Genomic DNA, 22,823 nt, shown 5'->3' with positions numbered 1-22,823 from the left:
CCTTAAGAACGTTTTTCAGGAATACGGCACAGCCCTTGAGCGGGAATGTCCATGGCAGAATTAAAACGGGCTGACAGATTTTGCAGGCCGATCAATGCCGTCAGTTCGGTGAGCGCCTGGGCGTCAAAATGCGCAGCCAGTCGGGTACGCAGGGCATCATCGACCGTTGGCGGCGTTACGCTTGCGGCTTCGGCGTACTCCAGCGCCAGCCGTTCTTCATCGCTAAAGAGCGGGCTTTGCCGCCAGTCAGCCACTGCCAGCAGTTTATCGGTGCTGCCAGTGCGCTCGGCGACTTTCATACTGGTGATATCCACGCAAAACTCACACAGGCACATTTGCGCAATGCGTGCGCTGACAAGCGATCGCACTACCGGATCGAGCGGTGAGCGTTTACGCTCCAGCCAACCGACAAACATCGACACCAGATAAAAGATAAACGGGATCCGTCCCCACCAGCGAATTGGACTTAGCACCTCGCCGTAATGGCGACGATGCAGCCACGCCTGCGGACGTAAACTTAAAGGAATTTTGCTAAGCGGTGGTAAACCCATCAGGCATTCCTCTTCTGGCGTTCAAGCCATATTTTTTTCGCCATAAAAATCACCACGGTCAGGGCAAATAGAATAAACAGTCCGGTGACAAACCAGAAGGTACCGCCCGTTAACATACTGCCCGCCCAGGAATAAACAATAGTCGCCGGTAACTGACCAAGCCCGGTGGCGATAAAAAACGAGCGAAAACGTATTGACGTCAAACCGGCAGCATAGCTGATTGGATCGAAAGGGACAAAAGGCAATAACCGGCATACCAGGATAGTGTGTTTGCCGTAGCGAGTGAAAAAGCCGTCCATACTGTCAAGCACGGTTTTACCGGTTAATTTTTCCACCACTTCGCGGCCCATCACTCTGGCAATAAAAAAGCATAGCGCCGCGCCCGCCATAGAACTGGTCCACGACAGCAAGCCACCCCAGAACGCACCGAACAGCGAGGCATTGGCAAAGGTGATCAAAAATGCAGGCAGCGGTGCAGCAATGGCCTGTAAGATCATCAACATGAACGAGACAACTGCTGCCAGTGCGCCGTAAGACTGAATAAAGCGTTCAATGCCTTGTTGATCCACGGCGGCAAAGGCTACAAGGCTGCTGTTAATAAACTCATAAACGCCGGGAATCAGCGCCCATGCGAGCAGCGCAACAATTAACAAGATGATAATGACGCCACGCCAGAGCCACATTTTACGGTTTTTATCTCTCATCTTTCATCTTTGTTGTTCGGTTAAAGAGGTTTTATCAGAAGTGGTCAGTGCCACTTGTTTGTAACGGGCGTAGCATTTAGCAAGCTGAATAAGAATAAACAGTATTAGCCCTGCCAGACAAAGTTTGAAAATAAATGATAATGTTATGCCTTCAGTAACAAGGTCGCTGGCCATAAAAGTATAAATAAAGATCCCCGGCAGAGTCGTGAATGCCGAAATAAAGGTATATGGCCAAAAGGCAATGGCGGTTAATCCGTAGGCGTAATTTTGAATATTGTAAGGAAATAGCGGAATTAAGCGGGTAAGAATAAGAAAATCGATACCGTTACGTGCAATCCCTTTCTCAATAGACTGAAAGACGGTGGTATCCCCAACATATTTCAGCACCAGTTCTCGCCCCATCCAGCGAGCAATCAAAAAGGAAACCGACGAAGCGAGCGTTGCTGCAACTAACGAAAGCAGAGTCCCCAAGAATGGACCAAAAATAATGCCACTGCCAATGACCAGGACACTACCGGGCAGCAGCAGAAGAGTGGCAATAACAAATAACAGAATATAAAGGCTGTAACCGAAAATACCACTCTGGCGAATAAGTGCCTGCAAGTGAGGAAGATCGCTAATGAAATTGAATATGCCTGAAGCATAAACAAGATAAATTGCCAGAGCAAAAGTCAGACTACCAACAACGAACTTACACTCAGCTTTCATCGTGGAGATTTCCTATATCAAGCCTTGATAATAGAGAAGTGAAAAACGCGATGACGGTATAACAAACCTAAGCTGGTCACAAATCCTTACTGCCAGTTTCTTGATTATCCTCAAGAATCGGCCTCCTGACCTGGAGGATGTCAGGAGGCTGCGTCATTAGCGGCGGAAGGTCGCCCACACAGGCGCGTGATCGGACGGTTTTTCCATGCTGCGGATTTCATAGTCGATGCCGGTTTCTACGCAACAGTCTGCCAGCGGTTGGCTGGCGAGCAGCAGGTCGATACGCAGACCACGGTTATCGTCAAAACCTTTTGAGCGGTAATCAAACCATGAGAAACGATCTGCTGTTTCCGGATTCGCATGGCGGAAGGTATCCACCAGCCCCCAACTTATCAGCCTGTCCATCCATTCACGTTCTTCAGGCAGGAAAGAACATTTACCAGTACGCAGCCAGCGTTTGCGGTTCTCTTCGCCAATGCCGATATCCAGGTCGGTGGGGCTGATATTCATATCGCCCATAATCAGCACTGGATTTTCGCGCTTAAGTTCGGTTTCGAGATAGTTTTGCAGGTTCTGATAAAACTGCGCTTTCGCCGGGAATTTAATCGGATGGTCGCGGCTTTCGCCCTGTGGGAAGTAACCGTTGATCACGGTGACATTACCCAGCGGCGAGGGGATTTCCGCCATAATAATTCGCCGTTGTGCCTCTTCGCCGTCGTCAGGGAAGCCGCGACGCACAGCAATCGGCGTCTCTTTGGTCAACAATGCCACGCCGTAATGGCCTTTCTGCCCGTGATAAAACACGTTGTAGCCGAGCTTTGCCACCTCTTCGAGCGGAAACATATCGTCATGAACTTTTGTCTCCTGCAGGCCAATCACATCTGGTTGGTGCTTTTCGACGATGGCTTCAAGCTGGTGAGGTCTGGCGCGCAGACCGTTGATATTAAAAGAGACAAATTTCATAGTCGCTGCCATTTATTCAGATAAAGAGTGCGTGGATGGTAGCAGAATTTCGCTTTGCTTACCGCCTGTTGTTAAGTGATTTGATCGATGGTTGTTAATGATGTCAACGATGGCGCAAAAATTGCCCGCTTTTGGTGCGCGCTGCGTCAGAATGGCGCAGTAATTTCCAGTAAATTTCGTCAATGATCACAATTCCAGAATTATATTTTACTTTTGCATAACATTGCGTTTTTTATTCTTTTTATTCATCATCATCGCAAACATATTCACTTTTTATGCACTTTAAATGCATGGCGTACAGTTATAACTCCTTGATTATCAGTTAATCGCCCCCTTTTATGCACTTTTATCACTGGCTGGCACGAACCCTGCAATCTACATTTACAGCGCAAACATTACTTATTATTAACATATAAATAACGAATTATTTACTGTAGAGGTCGCTATGTCTCAGCCAATTACGCGTGAAAACTTTGATGAATGGATGATACCTGTTTACGCTCCGGCACCATTTATTCCGGTACGTGGCGAAGGTTCGCGCTTGTGGGATCAGCAGGGGAAAGAGTATATCGACTTCGCGGGTGGCATTGCGGTGAACGCACTGGGCCATGCGCACCCGGAACTGCGCGAGGCGCTGAACGAACAGGCGAGTAAGTTCTGGCATACCGGTAATGGTTACACCAACGAGCCGGTACTGCGACTGGCGAAAAAATTGATCGACGCCACTTTTGCCGATCGCGTGTTCTTCTGTAACTCTGGTGCGGAAGCCAATGAAGCGGCGCTCAAACTGGCACGTAAATTCGCCCACGACCGCTTCGGCAGCCATAAGAGCGGGATCGTGGCGTTTAAAAATGCGTTCCACGGGCGCACGCTGTTTACCGTCAGCGCGGGCGGGCAGCCAGCCTATTCACAGGATTTTGCGCCACTGCCGCCGGATATTCGTCATGCTGCATATAACGATATTAACTCTGCCAGTGCGTTGATTGACGACTCTACCTGTGCGGTGATTGTCGAACCCATCCAGGGAGAAGGTGGTGTGGTGCCAGCCAGCAACGCATTTTTACAGGAGCTTCGCGAACTGTGTGACCGCCACAACGCATTGCTGATTTTTGATGAAGTACAAACGGGCGTCGGGCGTACCGGGGAACTGTATGCCTATATGCACTACGGCGTGACGCCCGATCTGTTAACTACCGCCAAAGCACTGGGCGGCGGTTTCCCCGTTGGCGCTCTGTTGGTAACCGAAGAATGCGCCAGCGTGATGACCGTGGGCACACATGGCACCACTTATGGCGGTAATCCGCTGGCCTCGGCGGTGGCAGGTAAAGTACTGGATCTCATCAACACGCCAGAGATGCTTAATGGCGTTAAACAGCGTCACGACTGGTTTGTTGAGCGTCTTAATACCATTAATTACCGCTGCGGTTTGTTCAGTGAAGTTCGCGGATTAGGTCTGCTGATTGGCTGTGTGCTGAATGCGGATTACGCTGGGCAAGCGAAACAAATTTCTCAGGAGGCGGCGAAAGCGGGCGTGATGGTGCTGATTGCGGGTGGCAATGTGGTGCGTTTTGCGCCTGCGCTCAACGTCAGCGAAGAAGAGGTGACAACCGGGCTGGATCGTTTTGCTGCGGCCTGTGAACGCTTTGTGAGCGGAGGTTCATCATGATGGTCATCCGTCCCGTTGAACGCACTGATGTCTCAGCGTTAATGCAGCTTGCCAGCAAAACGGGCGGCGGCCTGACGTCGCTTCCCGCCAATGAAGCCACGCTTTCGGCGCGTATCGAAAGGGCAATCAAAACCTGGCAAGGCGAACTGCCCAAAAGCGAGCAGGGTTATGTATTTGTACTGGAAGATAGTGAGACAGGCACTGTGGCGGGAATTTGCGCCATTGAAGTGGCGGTTGGTCTGAACGATCCCTGGTATAACTATCGCGTCGGCACGCTGGTTCACGCCTCCAAAGAGCTAAATGTCTATAACGCGTTACCGACGCTGTTTCTCAGTAATGATCACACCGGCAGCAGCGAGTTGTGCACGCTATTTCTCGACCCGGAGTGGCGCAAAGAGGGCAACGGCTATTTGCTGTCGAAATCGCGCTTTATGTTTATGGCGGCTTTTCGCGACAAGTTTAATGACAAAGTGGTCGCCGAAATGCGCGGGGTGATAGACGAACACGGCTATTCACCGTTCTGGCAAAGCCTCGGTAAACGCTTCTTTTCGATGGATTTTAGCCGCGCCGATTTTCTCTGCGGCACCGGGCAAAAGGCGTTTATTGCAGAACTGATGCCGAAACATCCGATCTATACCCACTTTTTATCCCAGGAAGCGCAGGACGTCATCGGTCAGGTACATCCGCAGACCGCGCCTGCCCGCGCGGTGCTGGAGAAAGAAGGTTTTCGCTACCGTAACTATATCGACATTTTTGACGGCGGGCCGACGCTTGAGTGTGACATCGACCGCGTGCGAGCCATTCGCAAAAGTCGGCTGGTGGAAGTGGCAGAAGGGCAGCCTGCGCAGGGCGAATTCCCGGCCTGCCTGGTCGCCAATGAAAATTATCACCATTTCCGCGTGGTGCTGGTGCGTACCGATCCAGCGACCGAGCGTTTGATTTTAACCGCCGCACAACTGGATGCCCTCAAATGCCACGCAGGGGATCGCGTTCGTCTGGTGCGCCTGTGCGCAGAGGAGAAAACAGCATGACTTTATGGATCAATGGTGACTGGGTTACGGGCCAGGGCGCATTGCGTGTGAAGTGTAATCCGGTGTCGGGCGAGGTGCTATGGCAAGGCAATGATGCCGATGCCGCTCAGGTCGAGCAGGCTTGTCGGGCTGCCCGAGCGGCGTTTCCGCGCTGGGCGCGACTCTCCTTTGGCGATCGTCAGGTAAGAGTTGAACGCTTTGCCGGATTGCTGGAAAGCAATAAAGCCGAATTAACCGCGATTATTGCCAGAGAAACGGGTAAGCCGCGCTGGGAAGCGGCAACCGAAGTGACGGCGATGATCAATAAAATCGCGATATCAATTAAGGCGTATCACGTTCGTACCGGCGAGCAGCGTAGTGAAATGCCGGACGGCGCGGCGAGCCTGCGACATCGCCCGCACGGCGTGCTGGCGGTGTTTGGGCCGTATAATTTCCCTGGTCATTTGCCGAACGGACATATCGTTCCGGCATTGCTGGCAGGTAACACCATTATCTTTAAACCCAGCGAACTGACACCGTGGAGTGGCGAAGCGGTAATGCGTTTATGGCAGCAGGCTGGCTTGCCGCCGGGCGTGCTGAACCTGGTGCAGGGCGGGCGTGAAACGGGTCAGGCGCTGAGTGCGCTGGAGGATCTCGACGGCTTGCTGTTTACCGGTAGCGCCAATACTGGCTACCAGTTGCATCGTCAGCTTTCCGGTCAGCCGGAGAAAATTCTCGCCCTCGAAATGGGCGGCAATAACCCGCTGATTATCGATGAGGTGGCGGATATCGATGCCGCTGTCCATCTGACCATTCAGTCGGCATTTGTCACAGCCGGGCAACGCTGCACCTGCGCCCGCCGTTTATTGCTGAAAAGCGGGGCGCAGGGCGATGCGTTTCTTGCTCGTCTGGTTGCCGTCAGCCAGCGATTAACGCCGGGCAACTGGGATGACGAACCGCAGCCGTTTCTTGGCGGGCTGATATCAGATCAGGCCGCGCAGCAGGTGGTTACCGCCTGGCAGGAACTGGAAGCGATGGGCGGACGAACCCTGCTTGCGCCACGTTTACTGCGCGCAGGAACATCGTTGCTGACGCCGGGGATCATTGAAATGACAGGCGTTGCTGGCGTACCAGATGAAGAGGTGTTCGGACCGTTATTGCGCGTCTGGCGATATGATACTTTCGATGAAGCGATTCGAATGGCGAATAACACTCGCTTCGGACTCTCTTGCGGTCTGGTTTCCCCCGAGCGGGAAAAATTCGATCAACTGTTGCTGGAGGCGCGGGCGGGGATTGTTAACTGGAACAAACCGCTTACCGGCGCTGCCAGTACCGCGCCATTCGGCGGCATTGGCGCTTCCGGTAACCATCGCCCCAGTGCCTGGTATGCCGCAGATTATTGTGCCTGGCCGATGGCGAGCCTGGAGTCGGACTCGTTAACATTGCCCGCCACGCTTAACCCTGGGCTGGATTTTTCCGATGAGGTGGTGCGATGAACGCCTGGGAAGTCAATTTCGACGGGCTGGTAGGGCTGACGCATCATTACGCGGGCTTGTCGTTTGGTAATGAAGCCTCTACCCGTCACCGTTTTCAGGTGTCTAACCCGCGACTGGCGGCGAAACAGGGCTTACTGAAAATGAAAACCCTTGCCGATGCGGGATTCCCCCAGGCGGTGATCCCGCCGCACGAGCGTCCGTTTATTCCGGTGCTGCGTCAACTGGGATTCAGTGGTAGCGATGAGCAGGTACTGGAAAAAGTTGCACGCCAGGCACCGCACTGGCTTTCCAGCGTCAGCTCCGCTTCGCCAATGTGGGTAGCCAATGCGGCAACGATCGCGCCATCTGCCGATACGCTGGATGGCAAAGTGCATCTCACCGTTGCCAACCTGAACAATAAATTTCACCGTTCGCTGGAAGCCCCCGTCACCGAATCGCTGTTAAAAGCGATTTTTAACGACGAAGAGAAATTTAGTGTCCATTCGGCGTTGCCGCAGGTAGCGTTGCTCGGTGATGAGGGGGCGGCAAACCACAATCGTCTCGGCGGTCATTACGGTGAACCGGGTATGCAACTTTTTGTCTACGGGCGAGAAGAGGGCAATGTTTCCCGACCTTCCCATTATCCGGCGCGGCAGACACGCGAAGCCAGCGAGGCGGTGGCAAGGTTGAATCAGGTGAATCCCCAACAGGTGATTTTCGCCCAGCAAAACCCGGACGTTATCGACCAGGGCGTTTTTCATAATGATGTGATTGCCGTAAGTAACCGTCAGGTGCTGTTTTGCCATCAGCAGGCGTTCGCTCGCCAGGCGCAATTACTGGCAAATCTGCGTTCGCGGGTCAATGGTTTTATGGCGCTAGAAGTTCCGGCGACTCAGGTTTCCGTGTCGGATGCGGTGTCTACGTATCTGTTTAACAGCCAACTGTTGAGCCGCGATGATGGTTCCATGCTGCTGGTGCTGCCGCAGGAGTGTCGTGAACACGCCGGAGTATGGTGTTATCTCAATGAACTCCTTGCCGCTGACAACCCGATTAGCGAACTAAAAGTCTTTGATTTACGTGAAAGCATGGCGAACGGTGGAGGCCCGGCGTGCCTGCGGTTGCGGGTGGTATTGACAGAAGAAGAACGCCGGGCGGTTAATCCGGCGGTGATGATGAACGATACGCTGTTTAATGCGCTCAATGACTGGGTGGAGCGTTACTACCGCGATCGTCTTACTGCGGCGGATCTGGCTGATCCGCTGCTGCTGCACGAAGGGCGGGAAGCACTGGATGTATTGAGCCAACTACTGAATCTCGGTTCGGTTTATCCGTTCCAGCGCGAGGGAGGGGGCAATGGATAATTTTCTTGCTCTGACCTTAACGGGTAAAAAACCGGTTATCACCGAGCGAGAAATCAACGGCGTTCGCTGGCGCTGGCTGGGCGATGGCGTGCTGGAACTGACGCCATTAACGCCACCGCAAGGTGCGCTGGTGATTTCAGCGGGAATACACGGTAATGAGACGGCACCTGTGGAGATGCTGGACGCGTTGCTTGGCGCGATATCTCACGGCGAGATCCCGTTACGTTGGCGGCTGCTGGTGATCCTCGGGAATCCTCCTGCGCTGAAGCAAGGGAAACGTTATTGCCATAGCGATATGAACCGAATGTTTGGCGGACGTTGGCAATTATTTGCTGAAAGCGGGGAAACCTGTCGCGCGCGCGAACTGGAACAGTGCCTGGAAGATTTTTATGACCAGGGCAAGGAATCTATTCGCTGGCACCTTGATCTACATACCGCAATTCGTGGCTCCTTGCATCCGCAGTTCGGTGTATTACCGCAACGCGACATTCCCTGGGACGAGAAATTTCTGACGTGGCTGGGGGCGGCTGGGCTGGAGGCACTGGTGTTCCATCAGGCGCCTGGTGGTACGTTTACCCATTTCAGCGCCAGACATTTTGGCGCGCTGGCCTGTACGCTGGAACTCGGCAAAGCGTTGCCCTTCGGACAAAACGATCTTCGCCAGTTTGCAGTAACTGCCAGCGCAATTGCTGTGCTGCTATCTGGTGAGAGTGTCGGTATCGTGAGAACGCCGCCACTACGTTATCGGGTGGTTTCGCAAATTACTCGCCATTCGCCGTCCTTCGAAATGCATATGGCAAGTGACACGCTGAATTTTATGCCGTTTAAGAAAGGAACGTTGCTGGCGCAGGACGGTGAGGAACGTTTTACCGTAACCCATGATGTAGAGTATGTGTTATTCCCTAATCCGTTGGTAGCGTTGGGATTACGCGCGGGATTAATGCTCGAAAAAATAAGCTAATACTTACCCGCAGAAATCATTCTGCGGGTATTAAGTTACTTTCTTATAAATTAATACAGATTAATCCTGGTTATTTGCTTTATTTATCACCAGTCATCCGGTATAGTTCTTCATAATCTCTGCAAAATCATCATGTTGTAATATTCTCTCATCACTCTCCATCAAATTTTCTTTTTTTCTCCATAATTGGCGCAAAAGTGTTTTTTACACTTTCATTGTTTTACCGTTGCTCTGATTAATTGACGCTAAAGTCAGTAAAGTTAATCTCGTCAACACGGCACGCTACTTAAGAAAGCCGTAATAAATAACTGAAAGGAAGGATATAGAATATGCGTAAATTAACTGCACTGTTTGTTGCCTCTACCCTGGCTCTTGGCGCGGCTAACCTGGCCCATGCCGCAGACACCACTACCTCAGCACCGGCTGACGCGAAGCCGATGATGCACCACAAAGGCAAGTTCGGTCCGCATCAGGACATGATGTTCAAAGACCTGAACCTGACCGACGCGCAGAAACAGCAGATCCGCGAAATCATGAAAGGCCAGCGTGACCAGATGAAACGTCCGCCGCTGGAAGAACGCCGCGCAATGCATGACATCATTGCCAGCGATACCTTCGATAAAGCAAAAGCTGAAGCACAGATCGCAAAAATGGAAGAACAGCGCAAAGCTAACATGCTGGCGCACATGGAAACCCAGAACAAGATTTACAACATCCTGACGCCGGAACAGAAAAAGCAATTTAATGCTAATTTTGAGAAGCGTCTGACAGAACGTCCAGCGGCAAAAGGTAAAATGCCTGCAACTGCTGAATAATCTTTCAGCCAAAAAACTTAAGACCGCCGGTCTTGTCCACTACCTTGCAGTAATGCGGTGGACAGGATCGGCGGTTTTCTTTTTTGTTCTCAAACAGATGCAAAAAAAGCCTGATCGCCACTAACGTAAATCACCCGAGTTGCCGATAACCATCCACGGTTACCTGAACGATAACAATGAAAAGAACGGGCCGGGAGCGAGTATGGAATACTTTGATATGCGTAAAATGTCGGTGAATCTGTGGCGAAATGCTGCCGGTGAAACGCGCGAAATTTGCACTTTCCCACCGGCAAAACGTGATTTTTACTGGCGTGCCAGCATTGCATCCATCGCGGCGAATGGGGAGTTTTCTTTGTTTCCAGGTATGGAAAGGATAGTGACGTTGCTGGAAGGCGGCGAGATGTTCCTTGAAAGTGCAGACCGCTTTAAACATACCTTAAAACCGTTACAGCCTTTTGCCTTTGCGGCGGACCTGGTGGTAAAAGCGAAACTGACGGCAGGGCAGATGTCGCTGGATTTCAACATCATGACACGCCTGGATGTCTGTAAGGCGAAAGTCAGAATTGCCGAACGTACGTTTACTACCTTTGGCTCACGCGGCGGGGTAGTGTTTGTCATTAACGGGGCGTGGCAACTGGGTGACAAACTGCTCACTACTGACCAGGGAGCGTGCTGGTATGATGGCAAACACACCCTGCGGCTTTTACAACCGCAAGGCAAACTGTTATTCAGTGAAATCAACTGGCTTTCGGGTCATTCACCGGATCAAGTTCGGTAATTTCATAGTTACCAGAAAGCAAAGGTTTACAGAGAATTTTATAACCGTCGTGATCAAACCCGGCGGGTGCCCGAATTAACGTTGTCGCTTCTTCCAGCGAATTAACCGCCCCCAGCCACAGCCAGTTTTGAACAATATGATATTGAGTCATTTCCGGGTGCTGTTCTTTCAGTGCCACCGCACCATTCCACGGCCAACACACCACCCGCAAACGTTCCAGAGACTGGCGCAAACGTAGCGCATGTTCCTCATGGCTCTCTTTACCGCAACACGCCCCAGCGCAACGTTTTAATGCAGAACGAAAACAAGCACGCCCGCGGCTTAACGGTTCCAGTCCCAGCAGGCCATAGCAAAGTTTTTGTTCATCAGCGATGGTCTGCAATGCTTGCAAAGCTGCGCGCCTATTGGCAAACAGGCCAAACAGGTTGGGGGCTCGTGAAAAATCCACCTCTTTGGCATACACCACATCGACGCGCTTTTCATTTAATTGCAGGGCACAGAGCTGGCGATTGCGGCGCAACCGTTTATTAAACAGCGGCTGTTGTTCTTTGATTAATCGCGCTTCAAGGAGCAGAGCGCCGATTTCGCCTGCGGTGCAGATCCAGCTAATTCGCCGGGATTGCCGTAGCATGGCGGCTTCATCCGGGGTGCGTAAATGAGAAAGCACCCGACTGCGGATATTAACGCTTTTGCCGATATAGAGCGGCATGGTGTCACTTTCGCCATGAAACAGATACACCCCTGGTCGGGTGGGTAAGTCATTAAGGAATGATCGTAAATGTTCGGGATATTCATAAATTGCCGCAGCTTCAAATTCGAGCCGCGGAGAAGTTAAACGCCGTACCACTGTTGACTCCGAATGCTGGTTATCTATCCAGTGTAACAGGCGGGGAGCGATTAAAAAAGAGGCGGGTTGATGACAAAGGTTACACCGTCTGACGTGCTACGCCTGTCAGGCCTATTCGACTCATGCAATATATTGAATTTGCATAGTTTTGTGGGGCGAATAAGGCGTTCACGCCGCATCCGGCGTGAACAAAGTACTCTTTTTCGCACAAACCAATATGTGCAAATTATTACTTTTTCCAGAAATCATCGAAAACGGTAATTGGCGGACGGCGTTTATGTTCGGTTTTCAGATACCAGTTCTCTATTGTTCTGGCGACCTGTTCAGGTAGGTTTTTCCCTTCCAGATAGTCGTCGATATTGTCATAGGTCACGCCGAGTGCCACTTCATCTGGCAGAGAAGGGCGATCATCTTCCAGATCGGCCGTTGGGGCTTTCTTATAAAGATGTTCCGGACAACCTAATGCCGCCAGTAACTGTTTACCCTGACGTTTGTTGAGGCGATACAGCGGATTAATGTCCGTACCGCCGTCACCATATTTAGTGAAGAATCCGGTAATGGCTTCTGCTGCATGATCGGTGCCCACCACGACACCGCTGGTCATACCCGCAATGCTATATTGTGCTTTCATCCGCTCACGCGCTTTTTCATTGCCACGGACAAAATCACTTAATTCAATACCCGCTTCGCGAAGCGCCTGTTCGCTGGCCAATACCGCGCCCTTGATATTAACGGTTAATACGCGATCCGGTTGAATAAAGGCAATGGCATCCTGACAATCTTGTTCGTCGGCCTGAACACCATAGGGCAGGCGTACGGCAATAAATTGCAGCGATTCGTTGCCGGTTTCCTGGCGCAGCTCATTAATCGCCATCTGGCACAGCTTACCGGCAAGCGTGGAGTCCTGACCGCCGCTGATCCCGAGCACCAGTGATTTAATGAACGGATAAGTTTGCAGGTAGCTTTTCAGAAAATCGACACTACGACGAATTTCCTCTTCAGCATTAATCTGCGGTTTTGCGCCCAGCGCCTTTATTATTTGTTGTTGCAATGTCATTGAACCCCTCCAGACAGAAAAGACAAAACTTCCTTAAAGCTAACCCGTTGCTACTGAAACGACAAGCGACAGCGGGCTGAATGGTGGTTAAAACGTCATACAGGAATCCTCTGAAAGCGGAGCCGTTTCGTTCACGGGCTTGAAAAAGCGCCCAATGTATTCCAGGCTTATCTAACACGCTGATAAACAAGAGGACGGAATATGAACAAGAATATGGCAGGAATTCTGAGTGCAGCGGCGGTATTAACCATGCTGGCGGGTTGTACGGCTTATGATCGTACCAAAGACCAGTTTGTACAGCCTGTGGTGAAAGACGTCAAAAAAGGCATGAGCCGGGCGCAGGTTGCACAAATTGCGGGTAAACCTTCGTCTGAAGTGAGCATGATTCATGCTCGTGGTACTTGCCAGACCTACATCCTGGGTCAACGTGATGGTAAAGCAGAAACCTACTTTGTCGCGTTAGATGATACCGGACATGTCATCAACTCCGGTTATCAGACCTGTGCTGAATACGACACTGATCCACAGGCTGCGAAGTAATCACTTCGTCTGAAAGCTTGAGTAACAACGGAAACCGGCCATTGCGCCGGTTTTTTTTGGCCTGTGTTCTTAATTATCTTCGCGAATTATTTGCCCGAAATGTGAAGAGGGTCATAACCACAGGTCAAGGAGAGACAATTTATAAGGTCAAAGAAATACTATTGCTCAGGTCTATACCGTATACTCCTTTCAGCCACAAAAAAAGTCATGTTGGTTTCGCAAGTTACCCAGAGCATGGAAGCAGGTTAAGGCTTGCGGAGTGTCTGGCTGACAGATAATCGTCGATGAGGGCAGTTTTATGGAAAAGAAACACATTTATCTGTTTTGTTCTGCGGGCATGTCTACCTCTTTACTGGTATCAAAAATGCGCGCACAGGCAGAAAAATATGAAGTTCCGGTCATTATTGAAGCATTTCCGGAAACATTGGCTGGTGAAAAAGGTCAGAATGCCGATGTCGTGTTATTAGGGCCACAGATTGCTTATATTTTGCCCGAAATCCAGCGTTTGTTACCCAACAAACCGGTCGAAGTAATTGACTCGCTGCTTTATGGCAAAGTCGATGGTTTAGGCGTGCTTAAGGCTGCGGTTGCAGCGATTAAAAAAGCCGCAGCAAATTAATTTATTTTAAATTTTCCCGTCAAAGAGTTATTTCATAAATCAATACCGCAATATTTAAATTGCGGTTTTTAAGGGTATTTTTCTATGAGTAATGTTATTGCATCGCTTGAAAAGGTACTCCTCCCTTTTGCAGTTAAAATAGGAAAGCAGCCACACGTTAATGCAATCAAAAATGGCTTTATTCGCTTAATGCCGTTAACCCTTGCGGGGGCCATGTTTGTATTAATTAACAACGTTTTTCTAAGCTTTGGGGAGGGGTCGTTTTTTTATTCCTTAGGTATTCGCCTGGATGCCTCAACCATTGAAACACTTAATGGTCTGAAAGGTATTGGCGGCAACGTATATAACGGAACATTAGGGATAATGTCTTTAATGGCACCGTTCTTTATTGGCATGGCGCTGGCAGAAGAGCGTAAAGTCGATGCGCTGGCGGCTGGGTTGTTATCCGTTGCAGCATTTATGACCGTCACCCCTTATAGTGTCGGTGAGGCCTATGCGGTTGGCGCAAACTGGTTAGGTGGGGCGAATATCATCTCCGGGATTATTATTGGCCTGGTGGTGGCAGAAATGTTTACCTTTATTGTCCGCCGCAATTGGGTCATTAAATTGCCCGACAGCGTACCTGCTTCAGTATCGCGTTCCTTCTCGGCATTAATCCCCGGCTTTATTATTCTTTCCGTGATGGGGATTATTGCCTGGGCGTTGAATACCTGGGGTACCAATTTCCATCAGATCATTATGGATACCATCTCAACCCCACTGGCATCGTTGGGTAGCGTGGTGGGATGGGCCTATGTGATCTTTGTTCCACTGCTCTGGTTCTTTGGTATTCACGGCGCGCTGGCGCTGACCGCCCTGGACAACGGCATTATGACGCCGTGGGCGCTGGAAAATATCGCGACCTATCAGCAATATGGTTCCGTCGAAGCGGCGTTGGCAGCCGGTAAGACCTTCCATATCTGGGCCAAGCCGATGCTGGACTCCTTTATTTTCCTCGGTGGCAGTGGTGCGACTTTGGGTCTGATCCTGGCTATCTTTATCGCTTCTCGCCGTGCTGATTATCGTCAGGTGGCAAAACTGGCGCTGCCGTCCGGCATCTTCCAGATTAACGAACCGATTCTGTTTGGTTTGCCAATTATCATGAACCCGGTGATGTTTATCCCGTTTGTACTGGTACAACCGATTCTGGCGGCAATCACTCTGGCAGCGTACTACATGGGCATTATTCCTCCGGTGACCAATATTGCACCGTGGACCATGCCAACCGGTTTGGGAGCCTTCTTTAACACCAACGGTAGCGTCGCTGCATTGCTGGTCGCACTCTTCAACCTTGGTATCGCAACGTTAATTTATCTGCCCTTTGTTGTGGTGGCTAACAAAGCACAAAACGCGATTGATAAAGAAGAGAGTGAAGAAGATATTGCTAATGCCCTGAAATTTTAATCGATACCGGTACGGGTAATCGTGCCGGTAAGAATAGAGAGGAACGATGTATGATGGATCTCGAAAATATTCCCGATACGCAAACGGAAGCTGAAGAGCTGGAAGAAGTGGTGATGGGGCTTATCATCAACTCCGGACAAGCGCGCAGCCTGGCGTATGCGGCACTGAAACAGGCGAAGCAGGGCGATTTTGCCGCAGCAAAAACCATGATGGATCAGTCACGGATGGCATTGAATGAAGCGCATCTGGTACAGACGAAACTGATTGAAGGCGATGCGGGCGAAGGTAAGATGAAAGTGAGTCTGGTGCTGGTCCACGCTCAGGATCATTTAATGACGTCCATGCTTGCGCGTGAACTGATTACTGAATTAATTGAGCTTCATGAAAAACTGAAGGCATAAGGAGTCGATGATGCAGCCAGTGATTAACGCGCCGGAAATTGCCACTGCCCGAGAACAGCAGTTGTTTAATGGCAAAAATTTCCATGTGTTTATCTATAACAAAACTGAGAGTATCAGCGGACTGCATCAGCACGACTATTATGAATTTACTCTGGTATTAACCGGGCGTTATTTCCAGGAGATTAACGGTAAGCGCGTGTTACTGGAACGGGGCGATTTTGTTTTTATTCCGTTAGGTTCGCACCATCAAAGTTTTTATGAGTTTGGTGCCACGCGCATATTGAACGTTGGGATCAGTAAACGCTTTTTTGAGCAGCATTACCTGCCGTTGTTGCCTTATTGCTTTGTCGCTTCGCAGGTATACCGGACCAATAACGCTTTTCTCACCTATGTGGAAACCGTGATTTCTTCATTGAATTTCCGCGAAACAGGGCTGGAAGAGTTTGTTGAGATGGTTACTTTTTATGTCATTAACCGTTTGCGTCATTACCGCGAAGAACAGGTGATTGATGATGTACCGCAGTGGCTGAAAAGTACGGTAGAAAAGATGCATGATAAAGAGCAGTTTAGTGAATCGGCGCTGGAGAATATGGTGACGTTGTCAGCCAAATCACAGGAATATTTGACGCGAGCGACTCAACGATATTATGGCAAAACACCAATGCAGATTATTAATGAGATCCGTATTAATTTTGCCAAAAAACAACTGGAAATGACCAACTATTCCGTGACGGATATTGCGTTTGAGGCCGGTTATAGTAGCCCGAGCTTGTTTATTAAAACGTTTAAGAAATTAACGTCCTTTACGCCTAAGAGCTATCGTAAGAAATTGACTGAATTTAATCAGTAAGTCGTTATACCTGACAATTCACATATCTGTCCTGTTGCTGGATTATTTATGTCCGGGGGGGCAGATATGCCAGATATCAGTACTCTGTACTGAAGGGAGAGTTTATGAACCAGATATTAAAAGTCGTCACTATTGGTGGCGGGAGCAGCTATACCCCGGAGTTACTGGAAGGATTTATTAAGCGTTATCACGAATTGCCGGTCAGCGAATTATGGCTGGTGGATGTCGAAGGTGGTAAAGCTAAACTGGATATTATTTTTGATCTCTGCCAACGGATGATTGATAACGCTGGCGTCCCGATGAAGCTTTATAAAACGCTGGATCGCCGCGAAGCATTGAAAGATGCTGATTTCGTTACTACCCAACTGCGCGTAGGCCAATTACCGGCGCGCGAACTGGATGAACGTATTCCATTAAGTCATGGTTATCTTGGTCAGGAAACTAACGGCGCGGGCGGTTTGTTTAAAGGTCTGCGTACCATTCCGGTGATTTTTGACATCGTAAAAGATGTCGAAGAACTTTGTCCGAATGCATGGGTGATTAACTTCACTAACCCGGCGGGAATGGTCACTGAAGCCGTTTATCGTCATACCGGATTTAAACGCTTTATCGGCGTGTGTAATATTCCGATCGGCATGAAGATGTTTATTCGCGATGTTCTGATGCTGAAAGACAGCGATGATTTATCTATCGATTTGTTCGGCCTCAACCATATGGTGTTCATTAAGGATGTGCTGGTAAATGGCAAATCACGCTTTGCCGAATTGCTTGATGGTGTGGCATCCGGGCAGTTAAAAGCATCTGGCGTTAAAAATATTTTCGATCTGCCATTTAGCGAAGGCTTAATTCGTTCTCTGAATCTGTTGCCGTGTTCTTATTTGCTTTATTACTTCAAGCAAAAAGAGATGCTGGCTATTGAAATGGGCGAATACTACAAAGGCGGCGCACGTGCGCAGGTAGTACAGAAAGTCGAGAAACAACTTTTTGAGCTATATAAAAACCCGGAGTTGAATGTTAAGCCGAAAGAGCTGGAACAGCGCGGTGGGGCTTATTACTCTGATGCAGCGTGCGAAGTGATCAACGCTATCTACAACGACAAGCAAGCAGAACATTACGTTAATATCCCGCATCATGGGCATATTGATAATATTCCGGCAGACTGGGCGGTAGAAATGACCTGTACGCTGGGGCGCGATGGCGCGACGCCACATCCGCGCATTACGCATTTCGATGATAAAGTGATGGGGCTGATTCACACCATCAAAGGCTTCGAGATTGCTGCCAGCAACGCCGCACTTAGCGGGGAATTTAACGATGTGTTACTGGCGCTAAACCTTAGTCCGTTGGTGCATTCCGATCGCGATGCTGAGCTGCTGGCACGCGAGATGATTCTGGCGCACGAGAAATGGCTGCCAAATTTTGCCGACTGCATCGCAGAGCTTAAAAAAGCACATTAACCGAGGCTGATTATGGAACGCTTACTGATTGTTAATGCCGATGATTTTGGCTTAAGCAAAGGTCAGAACTACGGCATTATCGAGGCCTGTCGCAATGGGATTGTCACGTCGACGACGGCGCTGGTGAATGGGCAGGCTATTGACCATGCAGTGCAGTTGAGTCGTGATGAACCGAGTCTGGCCATAGGGATGCACTTTGTCCTTACTATGGGCAAGCCACTGACAGCTATGCCGGGGTTAACCCGCGATGGTGTGCTGGGAAAATGGATCTGGCAGTTGGCAGAAGAAGATGCTTTACCGCTGGAAGAAATTACTCAGGAGCTCGCCAGTCAGTATTTGCGTTTCATTGAGCTATTTGGACGCAAACCTACGCATCTTGATAGCCATCATCATGTGCATATGTTCCCGCAGATTTTCCCGATTGTTGCCAGGTTTGCGGCTGAAGAGGGGATAGCGTTGCGCATCGACCGTCAGCCGCTGTCTAACGTTGGTGATTTACTGGCTAATCTGCGCAGTTCGCAGGGATTCAGTAGCGCGTTTTATGGTGAAGAGATTAGCGAGACACTGTTCCTGCAAGTGCTTGATGACTCCAGTCATCGCGGCGAGCGCTCTCTGGAAGTGATGTGCCACCCGGCGTTTATCGATAATACGATTCGCCAGAGTGCTTATTGCTTCCCTCGGTTAACGGAACTGGATGTGCTGACTTCAGCGTCGTTGAAATATGCGATTGCTGAGCGTGGTTATCGGTTGGGTAGTTATCTTGATGTGTAAGTAAGGTGGTAAGGTCACTCCCCAGGGGGCGTGACCTTATCCATATTTACGCCGGGATTTTGTCAATCTTAGGAATGCGTGACCACACGCGGTGTGCTGCCATCAGCGTTAACAGTTCATCCATAAAACTACCATCGGCGCTGTCAGCTTCCACAATCCCTTCTTCACCCTGGTCAGCGACCTTGATTGTTGCTTTAAACTTGCGCGCGTCTCCTGCCAGCGCAATCGGTTTAAGGTGTTTGTAGGCTTCCATCAGGTAGTAGTTGGCATCGCCGTTGTCAGCGATATCCGCGATATTGCCGCAAGGGACAATAACCGCATCGACCGTTAGCGAAGGCGCTCCGGCAAATGTAGCGGCTATAGGCAGCACCGTACCGTCATCCGCAGTCACTTCACCCATTCGGGAGTAGAGCAGTTTGGCATGAACGCCTTTGGCCTTCAGCGCCTTGAGAATGGCCAGAAGGTCTGCCGATCTCACTTCATCATTAAGCAAAATCGCTACCACGCGACCTTTTACATCACCGTCAGGAATGGCGTACAGACTTAAGGATGGATCCTTTTTCAGACCGTTGACGTCCGGAGGCGGGGTGATATTCAGCTGGTCGTCAGTCAGTTCGATACCGAGATTTTTCGCCACCGCCTGGGCCAGAGTGAGATCAATATGCGCCAGCTGGTCAACAACGCGCTCACGAATATACGGACGAACTACTTTGCTTAACTCAAAGCTGAAACCATCGACAACATGGCGCTGCTCGAACGGCGTCTGACTTAACCAGAACAGGCGCGGATGAGAATAATATTCGCCAAATGACGGGCTACGTTCGCGCACCTTATTGCCTTCCACGCGCTCCTGATATGACTCAAAACCGCCACGTTTTGGCCCTGGTGGTGTTTCGCGCGGCCAGTTATCGTTGATCGAGTTGGGCTCGTAATTCGCCGGGTTAGTGTCGATACCCATGCGGTGCATGCCATCACGCTGGAAGTTGTGGTATGGGCAGGTCGGGCGGTTAATCGGAATTTCATGGAAATTGGGTCCGCCAAGACGACTGATTTGTGTATCGGTATAGGAGAACAAACGTCCCTGTAACAGGGGATCGTTGGTGAAGTCCAGACCAGGAACAATATGGCCTGGATGGAAAGCTGCTTGTTCGTTTTCGGCAAAGAAGTTATCCGGATTACGATTAAGCACCATTTTGCCAACACGCTGAACGGGCACCAGTTCTTCCGGGATAAGTTTAGTTGGATCAAGAAGGTCGAAGTCGAACTTAAATTCATCTTCTTCAGGAATCAACTGGAAGCCCAGTTCGTATTCCGGGAAATCACCCGCTTCAATCGCTTCCCACAACTCGCGGCGGTGGAAGTCCGGGTCACGTCCGGTTAGTTTTTGTGCTTCATCCCAAACCAGTGAGGCTTTACCGGCCAATGGTTTCCAGTGGAAACGTACGAACGTCGCTTTCCCTTCGGCATTAATCAGGCGGAAGGTGTGAATACCGAAGCCTTCCATGGTGCGATAGCTGCGCGGGATACCACGATCCGACATGGCCCACATCACGTTATGCAGCGTTTCCGGTTGCAGGGAAACATAATCCCAGAAGGTGTCGTGAGCACTTTGCCCTTGCGGAATTGCCCAATGCGGTTCTGGTTTTACCGCATGAACAAAATCAGGGAATTTATGCGCATCCTGGATAAAGAAGATTGGCGTGTTATTGCCAACAAGGTCAAAAATACCCTCTTCGGTATAGAACTTGGTGGCAAAGCCACGGATATCACGCACGGTATCGGCAGAGCCAGCACCACCCTGAACGGTAGAGAAACGTACAAATACTGGGGTGATTTTGTTAGGGTCTGACAGAAAATCCGCTTTGGTGATATCGCTTAAGCTTTTATATGGCTGGAAATAACCGTGAGCGGCTGAGCCGCGCGCATGAACAATTCGTTCCGGGATGCGCTCATGGTCAAAGTGAGTGATTTTCTCGCGCAGAATAAAATCTTCCAGCAGTGTTGGGCCACGGCTACCGGCGCGTAGGGAGTTTTGATCATCGGCGATGCGTACACCCTGGTTGGTGGTAAGTGCATAATTTTCACTACCTTTGCGAACGTCTTCCAGAGAATTGATTTTTTCGTTACGCGTATCAGGGGCTTTCAGACTCCCTGGCGCGGTTGGCTGCGCTCCCGGTGGCGTCGGTTCAGCCGCTGGACGATGAGATCCGTCCTCAGGTGCCAGTGAGTCCATCCCCGGTTTCGCTTCGCTGGAATCGTGTAGTGGTGACTGGTGCTGATGTGGGTTCTTTTCGTTATGTTGCGACATTGAACTCGTCTCCTTAATGTATTACTGAAAGGGCCGCTGTTTTGGTCAAAAAACTCTCTAACTATAGACCACCAGCCAGATCCCGCTTCGGAGACTATTCTGGAAACGGTGTTATGAAATACACGCAAAGCGGGACGTACAGGGGCTAAATCGGCTAAACTACAGTTTTTCTGATTTTTAATATGCGTTTAGTGAAGCCAGTAATGAAGAAACCGCTCCGTCAGCAAAACCGCCAGATTATTAGCTATGTCCCACGCACGGAACCCGCGCCGCCAGAACATGCGATAAAGATGGATTCGTTTCGTGATGTCTGGATGCTGCGTGGCAAATATGTTGCGTTTGTACTGATGGGAGAGTCATTTCTGCGCTCACCGGCGTTTACTGTGCCTGAATCCGCCCAGCGTTGGGCAAATCAGATCCGCCAGGAAGGGGAAGTGACTGAGTAAGGATTACGTACCTCCCGGTTTGGCCGGGAGTTACATGGCCTGAAATTCTGTATTTCGATGCAACATTCATTCAAATCACCTGTAACAAAAAGCTGCCTTTAACGATCTATTGCTATAAATAAGTGATCTTTTTTCTTTAATTGTTTATTTATTTTATAATAGTTAAGTTTAGCTAATCAGAATGAGCTATTTTTGATAGTTCATCCTGTGGCGTTGCCATTAAACTTATATTTTAAATTGCTTAGATTCAAATGAGATAATAATTTTGTTGAAATACGAGGTGGGAGATGTTTTCTACAAACTTAATACAGAGTGATTATGGTAATTTAAATATTAAAAACCTTGCCTTTAACTCTTTTAAAGAAAGGCTGCAGTCTACCATGACAGCACTCACTTTCTTCATATCAACGGGTCAATGTGCCTGCGATGAAATAGCAGAATCAAACTTCAATTATATGATTACCTATATGTCTAACATTAACTATGATGCCTCAAAGCCAGGAGCGCCAGCACTTAGTTTTGATACATATCTGCAGGACAATGTTAAATATAGAGTGATAATTAATAATCTTTATGGTAGTGAAATTAGGATAAGAGGTATTAATGAGAATTTTGTTGGGATGGATTTTACCTGTGAATTCCGACCAGAAAAAATGACCAATTTGATCAATATAAAAAACAGGTTGGTTATTCAGTATTTAAGAACGATATACTATGAACAAAATTATATACATCCTGTTGGGAGCATTTTTGCTGCGATTCAAAAAAATGAGAGTCTCCTAAAGTTTCCTTCGGTAATATCAATGCTTAATGTCAATCTTCTTTTTAATCCACTGAATCTTCCGGGAATGGGAAGTGGTGTGCTTGAAGAGATTATGAGCATTTCAGATAGTTCACTTAGAAAACGTCTTGGGTATGAGGTTTTAAGCTTCTCGCTACAAGCACATTCATTGAGTCAGGAATGTATTGATAAGTTAGCCATTTTTTTCGCTGACGATCTGTTTAAATATGAGTCAGTATGCATCGCCGCGATGGAACATTTAAAAAGTAAGGCAACGGCCCCTATACAAAACGGACCGTTGCCAGCATAAG

At 49.5% G+C, this 22,823-nt stretch carries 23 protein-coding genes; 16 read left to right on the top strand and 7 right to left on the bottom strand.

Annotated features, from left to right (window positions below):
* Positions 1–2: 2 nt before the first annotated feature.
* The 4 genes from QUF14_RS10640 to xthA all read right to left on the bottom strand — a co-directional run bounded on the left by QUF14_RS10640 (position 3) and on the right by xthA (position 2,926).
* On the bottom strand, positions 3–551 hold the full coding sequence (locus QUF14_RS10640) for a carboxymuconolactone decarboxylase family protein (RefSeq protein ID WP_000524105.1): 549 nt from the start codon (positions 549–551) through the stop codon (positions 3–5).
* A complete protein-coding gene (locus QUF14_RS10635; RefSeq protein ID WP_001205127.1) occupies positions 551–1,255 on the bottom strand; it encodes a TVP38/TMEM64 family protein in 705 nt (234 codons plus the stop codon). Before QUF14_RS10635 ends, QUF14_RS10640 begins: the two co-directional genes overlap by 1 nt.
* 3 nt (positions 1,256–1,258) lie before the next feature.
* Complete coding sequence (locus tag QUF14_RS10630; RefSeq protein ID WP_000642617.1) at positions 1,259–1,963, bottom strand: TVP38/TMEM64 family protein; 705 nt, start codon at positions 1,961–1,963, stop codon at positions 1,259–1,261.
* Between the two features lie 156 nt (positions 1,964–2,119).
* On the bottom strand, positions 2,120–2,926 hold the full coding sequence (xthA, locus tag QUF14_RS10625) for an exodeoxyribonuclease III (protein WP_000673911.1): 807 nt from the start codon (positions 2,924–2,926) through the stop codon (positions 2,120–2,122).
* Positions 2,927–3,371: 445 nt separating this feature from the next.
* On the opposite strand from xthA, the gene astC reads away from it, so the two are divergent.
* From astC to ves, 7 genes are all read left to right on the top strand, one after another.
* Positions 3,372–4,592 (top strand): succinylornithine/acetylornithine transaminase, encoded by a 1,221-nt coding sequence (gene astC / locus QUF14_RS10620; protein WP_000081973.1) that lies wholly within the window; start codon positions 3,372–3,374, stop codon positions 4,590–4,592.
* A complete protein-coding gene (astA, locus tag QUF14_RS10615) occupies positions 4,589–5,623 on the top strand; it encodes an arginine N-succinyltransferase (protein WP_000989455.1) in 1,035 nt (344 codons plus the stop codon). The genes astC and astA overlap by 4 nt, the downstream gene beginning before the upstream one ends.
* Entirely contained in the window at positions 5,620–7,098 is a 1,479-nt protein-coding gene (gene astD, locus QUF14_RS10610) for a succinylglutamate-semialdehyde dehydrogenase (RefSeq protein ID WP_000177300.1), read from the top strand. Before astA ends, astD begins: the two co-directional genes overlap by 4 nt.
* Positions 7,095–8,438 carry an N-succinylarginine dihydrolase gene (gene astB, locus QUF14_RS10605; RefSeq protein WP_000994993.1) on the top strand — a complete coding sequence of 448 codons (1,344 nt, stop codon included), beginning with the start codon at positions 7,095–7,097 and terminating at the stop codon, positions 8,436–8,438. The genes astD and astB overlap by 4 nt, the downstream gene beginning before the upstream one ends.
* Positions 8,431–9,399: a succinylglutamate desuccinylase gene (gene astE, locus QUF14_RS10600; protein ID WP_100733787.1), complete on the top strand. Its 969-nt coding sequence runs from the start codon at positions 8,431–8,433 to the stop codon at positions 9,397–9,399. Before astB ends, astE begins: the two co-directional genes overlap by 8 nt.
* A 329-nt stretch (positions 9,400–9,728) precedes the next feature.
* Positions 9,729–10,214, top strand: a complete 486-nt coding sequence (gene spy / locus QUF14_RS10595) for an ATP-independent periplasmic protein-refolding chaperone Spy (protein WP_001228990.1) — start codon at positions 9,729–9,731, stop codon at positions 10,212–10,214.
* Positions 10,215–10,416: 202 nt separating this feature from the next.
* Positions 10,417–10,992 carry an environmental stress-induced protein Ves gene (ves, locus tag QUF14_RS10590; protein WP_024212145.1) on the top strand — a complete coding sequence of 192 codons (576 nt, stop codon included), beginning with the start codon at positions 10,417–10,419 and terminating at the stop codon, positions 10,990–10,992.
* Here the strand turns inward: ves and cho are convergent.
* Positions 10,952–11,839, bottom strand: a complete 888-nt coding sequence (gene cho / locus QUF14_RS10585) for an excinuclease Cho (RefSeq protein ID WP_000252395.1) — start codon at positions 11,837–11,839, stop codon at positions 10,952–10,954. The two genes, ves and cho, sit on opposite strands and share 41 nt — an antisense overlap.
* Before the next feature lie 229 nt (positions 11,840–12,068).
* Positions 12,069–12,896, bottom strand: a complete 828-nt coding sequence (gene nadE, locus QUF14_RS10580) for an NAD(+) synthase (RefSeq protein WP_000175035.1) — start codon at positions 12,894–12,896, stop codon at positions 12,069–12,071.
* 201 nt (positions 12,897–13,097) lie between these two features.
* On the opposite strand from nadE, the gene osmE reads away from it, so the two are divergent.
* The 7 genes from osmE to chbG all read left to right on the top strand — a co-directional run bounded on the left by osmE (position 13,098) and on the right by chbG (position 18,977).
* Positions 13,098–13,436: an osmotically-inducible lipoprotein OsmE gene (gene osmE, locus QUF14_RS10575; protein WP_001039044.1), complete on the top strand. Its 339-nt coding sequence runs from the start codon at positions 13,098–13,100 to the stop codon at positions 13,434–13,436.
* Between the two features lie 298 nt (positions 13,437–13,734).
* Positions 13,735–14,055, top strand: a complete 321-nt coding sequence (gene chbB / locus QUF14_RS10570; RefSeq protein WP_001504334.1) for a PTS N,N'-diacetylchitobiose transporter subunit IIB — start codon at positions 13,735–13,737, stop codon at positions 14,053–14,055.
* An 84-nt stretch (positions 14,056–14,139) separates the two neighbouring features.
* Positions 14,140–15,498 carry a PTS N,N'-diacetylchitobiose transporter subunit IIC gene (gene chbC, locus QUF14_RS10565; RefSeq protein WP_000073041.1) on the top strand — a complete coding sequence of 453 codons (1,359 nt, stop codon included), beginning with the start codon at positions 14,140–14,142 and terminating at the stop codon, positions 15,496–15,498.
* A 50-nt stretch (positions 15,499–15,548) separates the two neighbouring features.
* Positions 15,549–15,899 (top strand): PTS N,N'-diacetylchitobiose transporter subunit IIA, encoded by a 351-nt coding sequence (chbA, locus tag QUF14_RS10560; RefSeq protein WP_000968929.1) that lies wholly within the window; start codon positions 15,549–15,551, stop codon positions 15,897–15,899.
* A 7-nt stretch (positions 15,900–15,906) separates the two neighbouring features.
* The gene (gene chbR / locus QUF14_RS10555; protein WP_000983653.1) at positions 15,907–16,749 is read left to right on the top strand and encodes a transcriptional regulator ChbR; all 843 of its coding nucleotides are present in this window, start codon (positions 15,907–15,909) and stop codon (positions 16,747–16,749) included.
* A gap of 104 nt (positions 16,750–16,853) precedes the next feature.
* Positions 16,854–18,206: a 6-phospho-beta-glucosidase gene (gene celF / locus QUF14_RS10550; RefSeq protein ID WP_001071840.1), complete on the top strand. Its 1,353-nt coding sequence runs from the start codon at positions 16,854–16,856 to the stop codon at positions 18,204–18,206.
* A gap of 12 nt (positions 18,207–18,218) precedes the next feature.
* A complete protein-coding gene (gene chbG / locus QUF14_RS10545) occupies positions 18,219–18,977 on the top strand; it encodes a chitin disaccharide deacetylase (RefSeq protein WP_000440453.1) in 759 nt (252 codons plus the stop codon).
* A gap of 46 nt (positions 18,978–19,023) precedes the next feature.
* Here chbG and katE read toward each other — a convergent pair whose 3' ends face one another.
* On the bottom strand, positions 19,024–21,285 hold the full coding sequence (gene katE, locus QUF14_RS10540; RefSeq protein ID WP_000077828.1) for a catalase HPII: 2,262 nt from the start codon (positions 21,283–21,285) through the stop codon (positions 19,024–19,026).
* Between the two features lie 182 nt (positions 21,286–21,467).
* Here katE and cedA point away from each other — a divergent pair, with 182 nt between their 5' ends.
* Together cedA and QUF14_RS10530 are read left to right on the top strand one after the other, a co-directional pair.
* Entirely contained in the window at positions 21,468–21,731 is a 264-nt protein-coding gene (gene cedA, locus QUF14_RS10535; protein ID WP_001241561.1) for a cell division activator CedA, read from the top strand.
* A gap of 287 nt (positions 21,732–22,018) precedes the next feature.
* Positions 22,019–22,822 carry a hypothetical protein gene (locus QUF14_RS10530; RefSeq protein ID WP_001354710.1) on the top strand — a complete coding sequence of 268 codons (804 nt, stop codon included), beginning with the start codon at positions 22,019–22,021 and terminating at the stop codon, positions 22,820–22,822.
* Position 22,823 lies beyond the last annotated feature (1 nt).

This window comes from Escherichia sp. HH091_1A, assembly GCF_030295175.1.
GTDB classification, from domain to species: domain Bacteria; phylum Pseudomonadota; class Gammaproteobacteria; order Enterobacterales; family Enterobacteriaceae; genus Escherichia; species Escherichia coli_F.
This window is presented reverse-complemented; position numbering and strand designations above follow the sequence as displayed.

Coding starts and splice junctions, on each gene's coding strand:
- QUF14_RS10640 (WP_000524105.1), bottom strand. CDS start 551: ATGGGTTTACCACCGCTTAGCAAAATTCCTTTAAGTTTACGTCCGCAG.
- nadE (WP_000175035.1), bottom strand. CDS start 12,896: ATGACATTGCAACAACAAATAATAAAGGCGCTGGGCGCAAAACCGCAG.
- cedA (WP_001241561.1), top strand. CDS start 21,468: ATGCGTTTAGTGAAGCCAGTAATGAAGAAACCGCTCCGTCAGCAAAAC.
- chbB (WP_001504334.1), top strand. CDS start 13,735: ATGGAAAAGAAACACATTTATCTGTTTTGTTCTGCGGGCATGTCTACC.
- chbR (WP_000983653.1), top strand. CDS start 15,907: ATGATGCAGCCAGTGATTAACGCGCCGGAAATTGCCACTGCCCGAGAA.
- celF (WP_001071840.1), top strand. CDS start 16,854: ATGAACCAGATATTAAAAGTCGTCACTATTGGTGGCGGGAGCAGCTAT.
- spy (WP_001228990.1), top strand. CDS start 9,729: ATGCGTAAATTAACTGCACTGTTTGTTGCCTCTACCCTGGCTCTTGGC.
- chbA (WP_000968929.1), top strand. CDS start 15,549: ATGATGGATCTCGAAAATATTCCCGATACGCAAACGGAAGCTGAAGAG.
- astA (WP_000989455.1), top strand. CDS start 4,589: ATGATGGTCATCCGTCCCGTTGAACGCACTGATGTCTCAGCGTTAATG.
- astD (WP_000177300.1), top strand. CDS start 5,620: ATGACTTTATGGATCAATGGTGACTGGGTTACGGGCCAGGGCGCATTG.
- astC (WP_000081973.1), top strand. CDS start 3,372: ATGTCTCAGCCAATTACGCGTGAAAACTTTGATGAATGGATGATACCT.
- ves (WP_024212145.1), top strand. CDS start 10,417: ATGGAATACTTTGATATGCGTAAAATGTCGGTGAATCTGTGGCGAAAT.
- chbG (WP_000440453.1), top strand. CDS start 18,219: ATGGAACGCTTACTGATTGTTAATGCCGATGATTTTGGCTTAAGCAAA.
- QUF14_RS10630 (WP_000642617.1), bottom strand. CDS start 1,963: ATGAAAGCTGAGTGTAAGTTCGTTGTTGGTAGTCTGACTTTTGCTCTG.
- osmE (WP_001039044.1), top strand. CDS start 13,098: ATGAACAAGAATATGGCAGGAATTCTGAGTGCAGCGGCGGTATTAACC.
- xthA (WP_000673911.1), bottom strand. CDS start 2,926: ATGAAATTTGTCTCTTTTAATATCAACGGTCTGCGCGCCAGACCTCAC.
- QUF14_RS10530 (WP_001354710.1), top strand. CDS start 22,019: ATGTTTTCTACAAACTTAATACAGAGTGATTATGGTAATTTAAATATT.
- katE (WP_000077828.1), bottom strand. CDS start 21,285: ATGTCGCAACATAACGAAAAGAACCCACATCAGCACCAGTCACCACTA.
- astE (WP_100733787.1), top strand. CDS start 8,431: ATGGATAATTTTCTTGCTCTGACCTTAACGGGTAAAAAACCGGTTATC.
- chbC (WP_000073041.1), top strand. CDS start 14,140: ATGAGTAATGTTATTGCATCGCTTGAAAAGGTACTCCTCCCTTTTGCA.
- astB (WP_000994993.1), top strand. CDS start 7,095: ATGAACGCCTGGGAAGTCAATTTCGACGGGCTGGTAGGGCTGACGCAT.
- QUF14_RS10635 (WP_001205127.1), bottom strand. CDS start 1,255: ATGAGAGATAAAAACCGTAAAATGTGGCTCTGGCGTGGCGTCATTATC.